Origin of the sequence: Caldisericum insulae, assembly GCF_047785965.1 — a bacterium.
GTDB lineage: Bacteria > Caldisericota > Caldisericia > Caldisericales > Caldisericaceae > Caldisericum > Caldisericum exile_A.
The window spans coordinates 63,726-76,318 of the sequence record NZ_JBLOBF010000004.1; the positions used below are offsets into that span (position 1 = coordinate 63,726).

Here is a 12,593-nt window from a genome sequence, read left to right on the forward strand (position 1 = left end):
CTATGAAACTCATATATGAAAAAAGCGTTAAAGGACGTGTTGGTTATTCGATAAAGAAAGACGAGTTTGATTATGCTGTAGAGGATTTAATTCCAGAATATGCACTATCAAAGGCTAAAAAGGAACTCCCTGAGGTTTCAGAAGTTGATGTTGTAAGACACTTTACAAAACTTTCGAAGTTGAATTACGGAGTTGACGATGGTTTTTATCCTTTGGGAAGTTGTACAATGAAGTACAATCCGAAGGTAAATGAATATCTTGCAAGTCTCAATAATTTTACGCAGGCTCATCCATTTTCTCCGCTTGAATTTGTTCAAGGTAACTTGAGGCTCATGTATGAACTTGAAGAGGCACTCAAGGAAATAACAGGTATGGATAGATTCACTCTTATGCCATCTGCAGGTGCTCATGGTGAACTTGTTGGTGTTCTTATCATGCGAAAGTATTTTGAAGATCAAGGCAAATCTCGAAGCAAAATGCTTGTCCCTGATTCTGCTCATGGCACAAACCCTGCTTCTTCTGCAATGGCTGGGTTTAAGGTTGTTGAGGTGAAGTCAAATGAAGTTGGAAATATTGATCTTGATGACCTTAAGGCTAAGATGGATGAAGATACTGCAGGTTTAATGCTTACTAACCCAAATACTGTTGGACTTTTTGAAAGACAAATTCAAGAAATTGCAGAGGTTGTTCATTCACAAGGTGGTCTTCTTTACTACGATGGTGCAAATCTCAATGCACTTTTGGGGATTGTTCGTCCTGGAGATGCAGGTTTTGATATAGTGCATCTTAACCTTCATAAAACCTTCTCAACTCCTCATGGTTCTGGAGGTCCTGGCTCTGGTGCTGTAGGTGTTAAAAAGAATCTTGCTGAATTTCTACCATCACCTTTGGTTTGTAATTGTGGAAAATACTTTGGGCTTGAGGAACCTCGTAAATCTATTGGCAGAGTAAAAGCCTTCTTTGGCAATTTTACGGTGCTTGTAAAGGCATATGCGTGGATTCTCTCAATGGGTAATGATGGCTTAAAAATGGTTTCAGAAACTTCTGTTATTAATGCAAATTATGTCCTTGCAAAACTCAAAAAGTATTATAGGCCTGCCTACGACAGATTCTGCATGCATGAGTGTGTCCTTACGGGAAGAGACTATAAAGAATACGGAGTTAAGACACTTGATATTGCAAAGAGGCTTATTGATTATGGCTTCCATCCCCCAACAATTTACTTCCCGCATTTCGAACCCTATGCTCAAGAAACAATCATGGTCGAGCCAACCGAATCTGAAGGAAAAGAGACAATTGACGAATTTATTGATGCAATGATAAAGATTTCTAATGAAGCTAAAACAAATCCAGAACTTCTTAAGGAAGCGCCTCATATAACTTATGTTTCAAGACCTGATGAGGTGAAAGCAAACAGAGAACCAATTTTAGTGTATAAAGAAAAATGAACATATATAAACTACAAAATGAAATTTCAGTGGCTCTCTCCGAGCCTCTGAAATATGTTGATTACGATAAAAACTTTAAGTTGCTTATTGCACCTGAAAATTTTGGTGACTTTTCACTGAACATATCCTTCAAGTTAGCAAAGGCATTAAAAAAGTCGCCGAAAGACATTTCAGATGAGCTTATAAAATACCTTAATCTTCCATATTTTGAAAACCTTTCAAATGATGGTGGCTATATAAACATAAAACTTGGAAATACATTTTACAAAGAATTCCTTAAAGAACTTTTAGATAAAAAAAGCAAATATTTCATAAAAGAACCTTTAGATAAAAAAATTCAGGTTGAATTCGTTTCCGCAAATCCCACAGGTCCACTTCATGTAGGAAACGGTCGTGGTGCTGTAATAGGTGATGTTGTTTCGAATGTTTTAAAGAGTCGTGGTTATGAAGTTGAAAAAGAATATTATGTAAATGATGCGGGAAACAAAATGGATCTGTTTGCACAATCTATCCGATACTGGTATCTTAAAAATTTTGGAAAAGAATTAGAGTTTCCCGAAGAAGGTTATGCAGGCGACTACATCAAGCGAATTGCCGATGTGCTTACAGAAATTTTCAAAGATAGATTTTTGCATTATGATTACAAGAAGCAAATTGAGGTTTTTAAAATTCTTGGCGAGTATATCCTTCTTGGAGATGCCAATTCTAATATTGAAGAACTTAAAACTCTTAGGAAAAATTTAAAATTTGACTTTCCAAGTATTTTAGAATCATTAAGGCTATTTGGTGTTTATTACGATAATGTTTTCTTTGAATCTTCACTTTATGAAGGGAAACTCGTAAAAGTAGAAGAAGATTTAGAAATTCCTGAGCGTCTTTCTCAAGTACTCTCTGTGTTAAAGGAAAGAAATCTTCTTTACAAGAAGGATGGTGCTTGGTGGTTTAAGGCGACTCAGTTTAAAGATGACAAGGATAGAGTTCTTGTAAAGGCAACGGGTGAGCCAACATATACCTTGACAGATATTGCATACCATGTTGATAAATTTAAACGTGGACACTCAAAAGCAATTGATGTTTGGGGTGCAGACCACTTTGGGCATGTTATTACGATGAAAGCACTTCTTGAAGGTGTTGGTATTGGCGGTGATTTTCTCGATGTAATCCTGTATCAAATCGTTCATTTCTTTGAAAATGGTGTTGAAGTAATGATGTCAAAGCATACAGGAAAATTTTACCCATTAAGCGATCTTATTGAAAAAGTTGGGAAAGATGCAGCAAGATTCTTTTTCCTTATGAAAAGTGCGGATACCCATCTTAATTTTGACATTGATCTTGCACTTAAACAATCGTTTGATAACCCTGTATTCTATGTACAGTATACCTATGCAAGGTTACACAATATCGTAGAAGAGGCAAAAAAAAGGGGTGTTGAGTTTTTGGATTTTGACTCTGCATTTAACGAACCTATAGATCCAGTTGAAAGAAGAATCTTTAATAGTATTTTCTATCTAAATTCAATACTTGATGATATTTCTTTAGATTACGCTGTTCATAGAATTCCCACTTTTACATTGGATATTGCAAGGGACATAAATTTCTTTTATCAAAATTACAGAGTTTTAGGTGAGGAAAACCCAAAAGTGAGGACAAAGCGTTTCATTTTAGTTAAGGCTTCTTTGATTGTTTTGGGCTTTCTTTTTGACCTAATGGGAATTGAGAAGAAAGAGCATATGTGAATGAAAGTTGCATCAATTGTTATTACTTACAATAGAAAAGAGCTTTTAAAAGAGTGTATTGAGTCAATTTTAGATGGTAAAATTGTCCCAGAAATAATTGTGGTTGATAACGCATCAACTGATGGGACTCAAGATTTAGTTCAAAGATATCCAGTTAAATATTTAAGACTTGATAAAAACTTAGGTCCCGCAGGTGGTGCCGAAACAGGACAGAGGTATGCTTATAAAAATGGATACGATTTTGTATGGATGCTTGATGATGATGTTATTGTTTCAAAGGATGCACTTTCAATGCTAATTGAATTTTACGATAAGTTACACATAGAATTTCAAAAGCTAATTTTAAGCTCAGTAACTTATGGCGATAGAGAGTTTTCAAAGCCATTTTACAATTTATTGCGCTACAACAACACTACAGGTATTACACAGAAAATAAGCGATAGAGAATTCCTCAAGGATTATTTTGAGTATGATATTGCGCCGATGAATGGGTTATTCCTTCCAAGATTTGTATTTGAATCTGTTGGTTTTTTTGATGGCAGATTGTGGGGTTGGTATGATGATACAGAATTTGTTTTAAGAGCAAGGAACGCTGGTTTTAGAGGCTTTGCTATTTCTAAAAGCAAGATTTACCATCCTATAGAATTTCGAAAACAGGTTAAAATGTTTGGAAAAACTTTTACATTGCTATCCAGCAGACCTTATAGAATGTATCTTGGCACAAGAAATAATATCGTTGTTCAGAAAAAGTTCCTCAAACCTGTTAATTTTTATCTGTTATTTCTCCCCTTGTTTATTTTTAAAAGATTTTTATCAATTATTTTCTTTTATGATGACAAAAAAGAATTTCTTAAACACTTTTTCCGTGGTATAATTGACGGATTGAAAGAGCGATTGGAGGTGCAAAGTGTATAAAAAATTTTTAGTATCAATTGTTTTGGTTATTTTTGTGCTTGCAATTCTTCTGGGATTGTACAAGATATTAAATCCTAAAAATAAAGAAATTTTGGCGCAGGGAAACTATATTGAGGCAACATTCCTTGCGGAAGCAATTAGACCTGAAACAGCAGAGATGATTAAAGTTGGAGACACTCTTTATGACTCCCAAGGGAAAAAATGCTTTAAGGTTACAGATGTAAAAGTTGTTCCAAGCGAGGCAAAATATGTTTACTACGATCAGAATCTTCTTTATGTTGAAAATACTTCAAAGCTAAAAGATGTTTATATTACAGCAAAGTCTTTGGACAAAAAATATGCGTGGGCATATCCTTATGGAAAAGATCTCATTATGGCAGGAGCCCATCTTGCACTTTATGGAGAAAACTGGAAGCTTTGGGTTACCGTGCTAACTGTTAAAGATGTAAAATAGTATGGAAAAGGTAAACTCTCTTTTAAGGAAGACATTTCTCTTCCTTATTGCGTTCTATCCTTGGATAAATTATGTTTTTAAAAAAGTTCCTAAACTTGGAAGTTTTTGGGATGACCTTTTGATTTTAACGTTCTTTTTGTTTTCAGTTTTTGTAGGTTATAAGAGGATTAAAGATCTTGTAATTCTACCAAGTGTATTATTTGCGATTCTTTTTGCAAGTGTATCTATTTTAGGTTTTGTATTTAATAATTACCTTTTCCTTGCATTTCAACACCAGTTTAGACTTTTGCTTGAGCCATTTTTTGTCTTTATTGCAGTATTTCTCATTAATCCAAACAAAGATGAAATACATTTTTACCTTAAATCTCTTGTTTTTTCATCAGTTTTGCTTGGTCTTCATGGCATATATCAATATGTAAAGAAAGTGCCAACTCCTGCACAGTGGGTTGATAAAGATCTTGAAGGAACATCTATTTATACAAGGGCTTTTTCTGTTGTAGGATCACCTAACGTCCTTGCAGGTTACCTTGAATTGGGTCTTCCTGTTGCTTTTTACTATGTGTTTGAACATAAAGATTATATAAAGAAAGCGTTATATTTAGTTGCATCTTTTTCAATTTTAGGCGGGTTGCTTTTGACATTTTCACGCGGTGGTTGGCTTGGTGCCTTTGGCTCACTTTTCACAGCGTTTGCAACATTTTCTCCTATAATTGCAATAAGCCTCGTTTTTTTGGGATTTTTTGCGATTTACATTATTCCTGTTTTGAGGCTTAGAATCATTTCTCTTGTTGACCCAAGTTATATTCAGAAGAGTCTTTATTCAGGTGGGCGTCTTTTTAGATGGAAGTATGGGCTTGTAAATGGATTTGAACGCCCTCTTTTTGGTTCAGGTCTTGGTACCTTCGGAAGTTCTGCAGGACAGAAGTACGGCTATTTTTCATATACCTCAATGGACAGCGTTTATGTGAATGTATTTGCTGAAACTGGTTTTTTAGGTATTATATCTTTTGTTCTCTTTATATCTTATGGTTTTGCAAACTTTGTATATAAGTTTTTCTCAGAGAAAAAACTCATTTATCTTTTTCTTGGAACTTCGATTCTTGCGATTTTAATTCATATATTTGTAGAAAACCTATTTGATGTATGGGGAATTACCCTCAATTTTTGGGTTATTTCTGCGCTTTCTGAGGTTTTGAATGACTAAGGATGTGCTTTTTTTATCTTCAAATAGGTATGGTGATTTTCCTTCAAGGAAAACAAGATTTTCGAAATATCTAAGCGAAAATGGCTTTAGAGTAGTTTATGTGGATTCACCACACACATATCTTGCATATCTAAAGAAAGATTTTAAGGTTGAAAAAATTAGGCTTGAAAAGGTTTCAGAGAATTTTTATGTATTAAGAACTTTTCCGATTCTTCCTTTTTTTAAAAAATACCCACTTTTTAATAAACTCGATGAGGAAATTTATTTTAGGATTATAACATCCTATCTAAACGAAATATCTTTTAAGCCGAACTTGGTTTTTACTTATATCCCCTTTTTTCCACAGGCTTTGAAACGTTTTGGCGCAAAGGTTATTTATGACTGCGTTGATGATCATGCAAGTTTTGGGGGACTAATTAATCCACAATTTGTAAATGAACTTGAAAGAAGAACAGTTAAAATTTCAGATGTGGTAATTACAACAGGGAATTCGCTGTTAAAAGAAAAACTTACAGCATTTGGAAAAGCGCCTATTCAAATTCCAAATGGTGTGGATTATGCACTTTTTTCGAAGTGGCTCGAAATAAAAGATGCATTAAAAATTAAAAAACAAATAGTTTATGTTGGAGCAATTTCGAGTTGGTTTGACCTTGAATTGATTAAATTTCTTTCGGAACATCTTTCTGATTTTGAAATATTGCTCATTGGCTTTACATCAGTTGATATATCTGCTCTTCTTACAGGGAAAAATATAAAGTTCCTGGGGAAATTGACACAGGAGAGCTTTGCTCCAATCTTATGGGAATCATCTGTTGCTATCATTCCATTTAAGCTAAACGATTTAACAAAAAAGATTGACCCACTTAAAGCTTATGAATATCTTGCTTCTGGTCTTCCAGTTGTTTCGACTCCTGTTGGAAATGTTAGTAGCCTTCCAATTTATGTGGCACAAACAAAAGAAGAATTTTTGCGCAAAGTAGAACTTGCAATTTCTGAAGATTCGATTGAAAAACGTGTAAAACGAGCGATCTATGCGAAAGAGTTTTCTTGGGAAAATCGAAATAGACAGATTTTGGATATTGTTGAGGAATTGATTCATTGAGGATTCTAAAAAATGGATAAGAGAAGAATTCTCAGAAGCCAAACAATAAAAGAAGCAGCAATTATCACAGCGATTGTGTCCTTGTTAAGTAAAATTGTGGGCTATGTGCGAGATATGCTTACTGCTAAATACTTTGGCACATCCCCACAAATGGATGCCTTTGAGGTTGCGCTTATTATTCCCAATATGATTTTAGGTATTTTTGCCTCTGGTATGCAAACTATTATTGTAAGAATGTATACCGAGAAAAAAGGACAAGGAAATGATAAGGGTAAAATTTTTGTAAGTCAACTCTTCTTCATTTATAGTGTTATCCTATTTTTTATAACACTTCTTCTTGTGATATTTAGTCCTGTATTTGTGAAGATAGTTGCATCAGGTTTAACTTCAGATAGATTTGCTTATGCGTCGGCATTCGTTAAAATGCTTGCTGTTTTTGGATTCCTTAACATTATGACAGGTTTCTTTACAGGAGTTTTTCAGGCAGAAAAACAATTTTTGTATCCTGCTGTTGCAGGTCTTGTTGCTAATTTTGTTATTCCCATTACTCTATTGTTACTTGCACCTAAAATTGGAATTTACAGTAGAGTTCTTGGTCAAGATCTATTTGGTTTGGTTTACTTTTTCTTACTCTTCTCTTTTTTGTATTTTAGATGGAAGTTTTTCAGGCAATACGATGTAAAAGAGATTGATTGGGCTGGTTTTAAGGAGTTTACAAATCTTATGATACCCGCAATGGTTGTTTCAGGAATGAGCGTGTTATATCAGATTGTTGATAAAACTGTTGCATCCTATCTACCATATGGTGCAATTGCCTCTCTTTCATATGCACAAACTGTTTATCTTATACCTTATTCACTTATCGGTGTTTCACTTACAACTGCAGTTTACCCTACACTTTCATCGCATGTGGTAAGTAAAAATAATGAAGAATATGCACGTCTTTTCAAAAAAGCCTTTTATGTCCTTGTTTTTATTATGATTCCATTTACGGTTTATTTTTCAGTCTGGGCACGCCCTATAGTAAGAGTTTTATTCGAAAGAGGTGCATTCAACGAATCTTCAGCGCTGTTAACAACTTCAAACGTTCTTATGTACTCTTTAGGACTCTTGGGTATTACCCTTGCGGATTTGTTTAGGAGGGCATTCTTTACTTATAAAGATACAAAAACTCCAATGTTTATAAGTTGGGTTAGCGTTGGCTTAAACCTTGTGTTAGACATAGTACTTGCAAAGATAATGGGAGCTCCTGGTATTGCTCTTGCAACAACTATTGTAACCTATATTTCCCTTGTGCAATACATCCTTTATAGCATAAATAGGCATTATTTCGATTCAAAATATTTAAGGAATCTTCTTTTAGAACTCTTTAAAGCGTTTTTTGTTGGTGCACTTATGGCAATCCTTGCGTATCTATCTTTGAGATTTATTCCGATAAAGGCACACGCTTTAACTGTATTTTTGAGAAGTATTGGGTTAGGTATAATCTTATTTATAATTTATGTTGGGATTGGTAAACTTGTAAGAAGTGAGATTTTTGATATTGCGTTTTCTTATGCTTTTGGTTTTTTAAAAACTACACTTAAAAGATTTAGGAGGTAATTATGAAAATAGCAATTGGTTCAGACCATGCAGGTTTTAGATTAAAAGAAATTATAAAAAATTTTTTAAAAACAAAGGGAGTTGACGTCGAAGATTTCGGAACTTATACAGAGGAAAGCGTTGATTACCCTGACTATGCCTTTAAAGTTGGAGAAGCAGTTTCAAAAGGCGATTTTGATTTTGGTATTCTTATCTGTGGAACAGGCGTAGGTATGAGTATATCTGCAAACAAGGTAAAGGGAATAAGAGCTTCACTTTGCAATGACCTTTATACAGCTCATGCATCACGTGAACATAATAATGCAAATATCCTCTGTATGGGTGGACGTGTTGTGGGAGATGAAGTTGCAAAAGAAATTGTTGATGTTTGGCTAAGCTCAAAATTTGAGGGCGGCAGACACGAACGAAGGATAAATAAGATTAGAGATTATGAAAACTCGTAAAATCGCAATTGATGGAGTTGCCTCTTCTGGTAAGTCAACCGTTGGGAGAATCCTTGCAGAACGCCTAAATTACGAATTTATTGATAGTGGTCTTCTTTATAGGCTTGCAACTCTTAACGCCGTTCTGAAGGGCCTTAAAAAAGAGGAATATCCTTTGGCAGTATCAGATTTTAACGTGGATATAAAAGAGGGAAAAATTTTTCTTAATGGAAATGAAGTTTCTCTTTCAAAATTGAGAGATAAAAGTATAGATGTACTTGTTTCTCCTGTATCCGAAGATCCGGCAGTACGTGAAGTAATAACTAAAGAACTTCAAAGAATTGCTGATAAGAGTAATGTTGTCATGGTTGGGCGCGATATTGGAACTGTAGTGCTACCAAATGCATTTTTAAAAATATTTCTTACAGCAACACTGGAAGAGCGTGCCTCGAGACGTTTTAAAGAACTTATTCTTAAAGGTGTAGACACAACATATCAAGAGGTTTATGAAAATTTGAAGATGCGTGATATTATCGATTCCTCAAGAAGTGTTGCCCCATTAACTGTGCCTGAAGATGCCTATGTAATTGATACGACAAATTTAACGATTGATGAAGTGATTACTTTAATAATGGAGTTTATAAAGGGTAAGGAATATGCTTTACGGAATTCTCAAAATTATAGCGATTCTCTATTTTAAAATATTTTATAACTTTAAAGTATTAGGAGTAGAACATTTACCAAAGGATAGTGGATATATTGTCTCTCCAAATCATACACATTGGCTTGACATTCCTCTTATTGGTGCTGCCTTACCAAAAAGGATGTATTCATTTGCAAAGAAAGAGCTTTTTGAAACCAAAATTTTTGTGCAAATTTTAAAATCACTTGGTGGTATTCCTGTAAATCGTGAAAAACCAGAATTATCTTCGATAAGGCTTTCATTAGAAGTACTTAAAAAAGGCTATCCATTGCTTCTTTTCCCAGAGGGGACAAGGTCTAAAACAGGAGAGCTTCTCAAAGGAAAAAGAGGTGCAGTTTATTTCTCAACTATTGCAAAAGTTCCTATAGTGCCTGCTTCCATTGTGGGGCTTGGAAGAAGGTTTATCCATGTAAAGCGGACAAAACTTGCCGTATATTTTGGAGAACCTATAAAACCTTACGAAATATTTAATCCCAATGATGAGGATTATTACGAAAAGGCGACAGATTATCTTATGGAGAAAATTCAGGAATGCATAATAAAGGCAGAAGAACTATCATAGTTGCAAAGTCGGTTGGTTTTTGTTCAGGTGTTGAGCGTGCAGTTAGCATTGTCGAAAACTTAACAAGACAATCAAAAGGCATTTTTACTGTAGACTCAATTCTCCATAATGAAAGAGAAATGGCACGTCTTAAGGCGCTAGGGGTGAAAGTAGCAAAGCCAAATGATTCAGGTGAATTTGTCGTTCTCCCAGCACATGGCGCAACAGATGAAGAAGTAGGAAATTTAAAGAAAAGATTTGAGAAAATTATCGATGTAACATGTCCCTTTGTTATAAGGACTATTAATATTATTAAGAAGCTTAAAAGTGAAGATTATAAAATTGTTGTTGTTGGTGAAAAAGGACATAGAGAAACAAAAGTACTTAAGGAAACCGCAGGAGAAAATCTTTTTGCTGTAATTTCGGATTTACACGAACTTAATCAATTTGAAAATGAACACTTACCAAAAATTGCCCTTGTATCCCAATCAACTGTTTCAAGATTCCTTGTGTTTAATGTCTCTCAATTTTTCCTAAAGCACTCTTTTGAATTTAGGTTCTTTGATACAATTTGCCCCGAAACAGTTAATAGGCAACAAGAAACAGAAGCTTTAGCACAATCAGTTGATTGCGTTATTGTAGTTGGTGGCAAACACTCTGCAAATACAAACAGGCTTTATGAAATTGCAATAAGGATAAATAAAAATACTTTCTTTGTAGAAGACGCAGAGGAATTAAAAAAATACGAGTTATCCAAATGCCTGAAAATTGGCATCGTTTCTGGTACATCAACGCCTGAATACATTATAAAGGAAATTGTAGAATTTCTTGAAGATCTTCCTTAGGATTTATGTTCTTGGAAGCTTCTTAAGCGTTTTTTCAATCTCGTTTATAGCAACAAGCGGGTCTTCAATATTTAATACTGCATTTTCAAAGGGGCATAATCCTGTTTTGTCACGATTTATGATATAGTCCGTTAATGTGCCAAATTCAAAATTAATTTTGTATCTTTCAAGAATCTCTTTACCACTTTTACTTAAAACATGTGCATAAATATAATGGGGTTTTAACAATACTGTAAGCATTGCTCCTGCTTTACCGACTATTCTATCCCCTATGTATAAGTTTTTTAAATTATCAACTTTGTTGAGGTTTTCTTTTACAAAGTTAAATATAGGAGAAATCCCTGACTTTGCATCCGAGTATATAAGTTCATTTTCCTCGAAAATAGCAAGATTAAGTTTTGCCTCAATAATTGCCTTTTTAACAAGGTTTTGAGGAGAGCAATTTTTCATTTATGCACCAGTAGTAAATTCCCTATGCACTTTCTTAAGAAGTTGTATAATTGGAAGACCTTGTGGACATTGCGCTTCACAATTCCCACATTCGATACACTCTGTTGCCTTAACTTTCTCAAATGAATATCTTTTTTCGCTCGTTCCATATTTTGAAAAAGATAGCCTTTATTGTATATGTCAAAGATACCAGGTATGTTAATTCCTACTGTACAAGGTTGACAGTATCCACACCCCGTGCATCCAATTGGACGCAATTCACTTATTAAATTTGCAGCTTTTTTATATGCCTCAAGTTCTGAATCTGTAAGCATTCCGATATAGGCTCTTTTTGCATATTCGATATTTTCTTTTACTTGTTCCATCGTGCTCATTCCACTTAGAACAAGTGAGACTTCTTGCATATTCCACAAAAAGTCAAAACCCCATTCAACAATTGGGCGATTAGGATTAACGCTTTTAAAAACTTCCTCAACTCTTGGTGGTAGGTTTGCAAGTTCGCCACCTCTTAAAGGCTCCATTATAATTACTGCAAGTCCTTTTTCGTGTGCATATTTCAATCCTTTTAGCCCCGCTTGGTATTCTGTATCAAGGTAGTTTAACTGAATTTGAGCAAAAGTCCAGTTTGGATAATAATCAACAATACTTTTAAAGACTGGAAATTCGTCGTGGAATGAAAATCCGAGATACTTAATATACCCTTCTTTTATTTTCTTCTCTGCCCACGATACTGCTTCTACCTCAACCATTTTTTGGAAAAGTCCTTTATCAAGCGTGTGAAGTAAATAAAAATCAATATAATCCGTTTGAAGTTTCTTTAGTTGTTCGAAGAGATATTTATCGAGATCGCTTTTTTCGTTTATAAGCCAAGTTGGGAGTTTTGTTGCAATGTTTGTCTTTTTTCTGTAGCCGTCTTTTAATGCAAGTCCAACTACAATTTCTGAATTACCACCATGATATGGATAAGCCGTATCCACGTAATTAAGTCCGTTATCGATTGCAAAGCGAATCATTTTTATTGCTTCGTCTGTATTTATTTTCGAGTTATCTCCTCCAATCGTGGGTAGTCTCATTGTACCAAATCCAAGAGGGAATAAGTATTCTTCGGTTTTCCCAAATTTTCTTAGAGACATTTTGCCACCTTCTTTCAAAATTGTTTTCTAATTATACA

The 12,593-nt window shown here is 34.5% G+C and carries 12 protein-coding genes and 1 pseudogene; 11 read left to right on the top strand and 2 right to left on the bottom strand.

Going from position 1 to position 12,593, the window contains the following annotated elements:
• Positions 1-2: 2 nt before the first annotated feature.
• Genes gcvPB through ispH form a run of 11 tightly spaced genes read left to right on the top strand, consistent with a single transcriptional unit; the run spans position 3 to position 10,972 of the window.
• On the top strand, positions 3-1,448 hold the full coding sequence (gene gcvPB / locus ACMV0E_RS04115) for an aminomethyl-transferring glycine dehydrogenase subunit GcvPB (protein WP_416085101.1): 1,446 nt from the start codon (positions 3-5) through the stop codon (positions 1,446-1,448).
• Complete coding sequence (argS, locus tag ACMV0E_RS04120; RefSeq protein WP_416085102.1) at positions 1,445-3,184, top strand: arginine--tRNA ligase; 1,740 nt, start codon at positions 1,445-1,447, stop codon at positions 3,182-3,184. The genes gcvPB and argS overlap by 4 nt, the downstream gene beginning before the upstream one ends.
• Positions 3,185-4,099: a glycosyltransferase gene (locus tag ACMV0E_RS04125; RefSeq protein ID WP_416085103.1), complete on the top strand. Its 915-nt coding sequence runs from the start codon at positions 3,185-3,187 to the stop codon at positions 4,097-4,099.
• Positions 4,092-4,553 carry a DUF4330 family protein gene (locus ACMV0E_RS04130; protein ID WP_416085104.1) on the top strand — a complete coding sequence of 154 codons (462 nt, stop codon included), beginning with the start codon at positions 4,092-4,094 and terminating at the stop codon, positions 4,551-4,553. Before ACMV0E_RS04125 ends, ACMV0E_RS04130 begins: the two co-directional genes overlap by 8 nt.
• Before the next feature lies 1 nt (position 4,554).
• Positions 4,555-5,757 (top strand): O-antigen ligase family protein, encoded by a 1,203-nt coding sequence (locus ACMV0E_RS04135; RefSeq protein WP_416085105.1) that lies wholly within the window; start codon positions 4,555-4,557, stop codon positions 5,755-5,757.
• Positions 5,750-6,859 (top strand): glycosyltransferase, encoded by a 1,110-nt coding sequence (locus ACMV0E_RS04140; RefSeq protein ID WP_416085106.1) that lies wholly within the window; start codon positions 5,750-5,752, stop codon positions 6,857-6,859. The genes ACMV0E_RS04135 and ACMV0E_RS04140 overlap by 8 nt, the downstream gene beginning before the upstream one ends.
• Positions 6,860-6,871: 12 nt before the next feature.
• The gene (murJ, locus tag ACMV0E_RS04145) at positions 6,872-8,461 is read left to right on the top strand and encodes a murein biosynthesis integral membrane protein MurJ (RefSeq protein WP_416085107.1); all 1,590 of its coding nucleotides are present in this window, start codon (positions 6,872-6,874) and stop codon (positions 8,459-8,461) included.
• Positions 8,462-8,463: 2 nt separating this feature from the next.
• Complete coding sequence (gene rpiB / locus ACMV0E_RS04150; RefSeq protein ID WP_416085108.1) at positions 8,464-8,904, top strand: ribose 5-phosphate isomerase B; 441 nt, start codon at positions 8,464-8,466, stop codon at positions 8,902-8,904.
• On the top strand, positions 8,891-9,583 hold the full coding sequence (gene cmk, locus ACMV0E_RS04155; RefSeq protein ID WP_416085109.1) for a (d)CMP kinase: 693 nt from the start codon (positions 8,891-8,893) through the stop codon (positions 9,581-9,583). The genes rpiB and cmk overlap by 14 nt, the downstream gene beginning before the upstream one ends.
• The gene (locus ACMV0E_RS04160; protein WP_416085110.1) at positions 9,540-10,148 is read left to right on the top strand and encodes a lysophospholipid acyltransferase family protein; all 609 of its coding nucleotides are present in this window, start codon (positions 9,540-9,542) and stop codon (positions 10,146-10,148) included. The genes cmk and ACMV0E_RS04160 overlap by 44 nt, the downstream gene beginning before the upstream one ends.
• Complete coding sequence (gene ispH, locus ACMV0E_RS04165) at positions 10,118-10,972, top strand: 4-hydroxy-3-methylbut-2-enyl diphosphate reductase (protein WP_416085111.1); 855 nt, start codon at positions 10,118-10,120, stop codon at positions 10,970-10,972. Before ACMV0E_RS04160 ends, ispH begins: the two co-directional genes overlap by 31 nt.
• 3 nt (positions 10,973-10,975) lie before the next feature.
• Here ispH and ACMV0E_RS04170 read toward each other — a convergent pair whose 3' ends face one another.
• The gene (locus ACMV0E_RS04170) at positions 10,976-11,422 is read right to left on the bottom strand and encodes a DUF1893 domain-containing protein (protein ID WP_416085112.1); all 447 of its coding nucleotides are present in this window, start codon (positions 11,420-11,422) and stop codon (positions 10,976-10,978) included.
• A pseudogene (locus ACMV0E_RS04175) lies at positions 11,423-12,555 on the bottom strand (aldo/keto reductase).
• Positions 12,556-12,593: the final 38 nt, after the last annotated feature.

Excerpts from the sequence above, each read along its gene's own strand:
- gcvPB (WP_416085101.1), top strand. The coding sequence starts at position 3 with ATGAAACTCATATATGAAAAAAGCGTTAAAGGACGTGTTGGTTATTCG.
- argS (WP_416085102.1), top strand. The coding sequence starts at position 1,445 with ATGAACATATATAAACTACAAAATGAAATTTCAGTGGCTCTCTCCGAG.
- ACMV0E_RS04125 (WP_416085103.1), top strand. The coding sequence starts at position 3,185 with ATGAAAGTTGCATCAATTGTTATTACTTACAATAGAAAAGAGCTTTTA.
- ACMV0E_RS04135 (WP_416085105.1), top strand. The coding sequence starts at position 4,555 with ATGGAAAAGGTAAACTCTCTTTTAAGGAAGACATTTCTCTTCCTTATT.
- ACMV0E_RS04140 (WP_416085106.1), top strand. The coding sequence starts at position 5,750 with ATGACTAAGGATGTGCTTTTTTTATCTTCAAATAGGTATGGTGATTTT.
- murJ (WP_416085107.1), top strand. The coding sequence starts at position 6,872 with ATGGATAAGAGAAGAATTCTCAGAAGCCAAACAATAAAAGAAGCAGCA.
- rpiB (WP_416085108.1), top strand. The coding sequence starts at position 8,464 with ATGAAAATAGCAATTGGTTCAGACCATGCAGGTTTTAGATTAAAAGAA.
- cmk (WP_416085109.1), top strand. The coding sequence starts at position 8,891 with ATGAAAACTCGTAAAATCGCAATTGATGGAGTTGCCTCTTCTGGTAAG.
- ACMV0E_RS04160 (WP_416085110.1), top strand. The coding sequence starts at position 9,540 with ATGCTTTACGGAATTCTCAAAATTATAGCGATTCTCTATTTTAAAATA.
- ispH (WP_416085111.1), top strand. The coding sequence starts at position 10,118 with ATGCATAATAAAGGCAGAAGAACTATCATAGTTGCAAAGTCGGTTGGT.
- ACMV0E_RS04170 (WP_416085112.1), bottom strand. The coding sequence starts at position 11,422 with ATGAAAAATTGCTCTCCTCAAAACCTTGTTAAAAAGGCAATTATTGAG.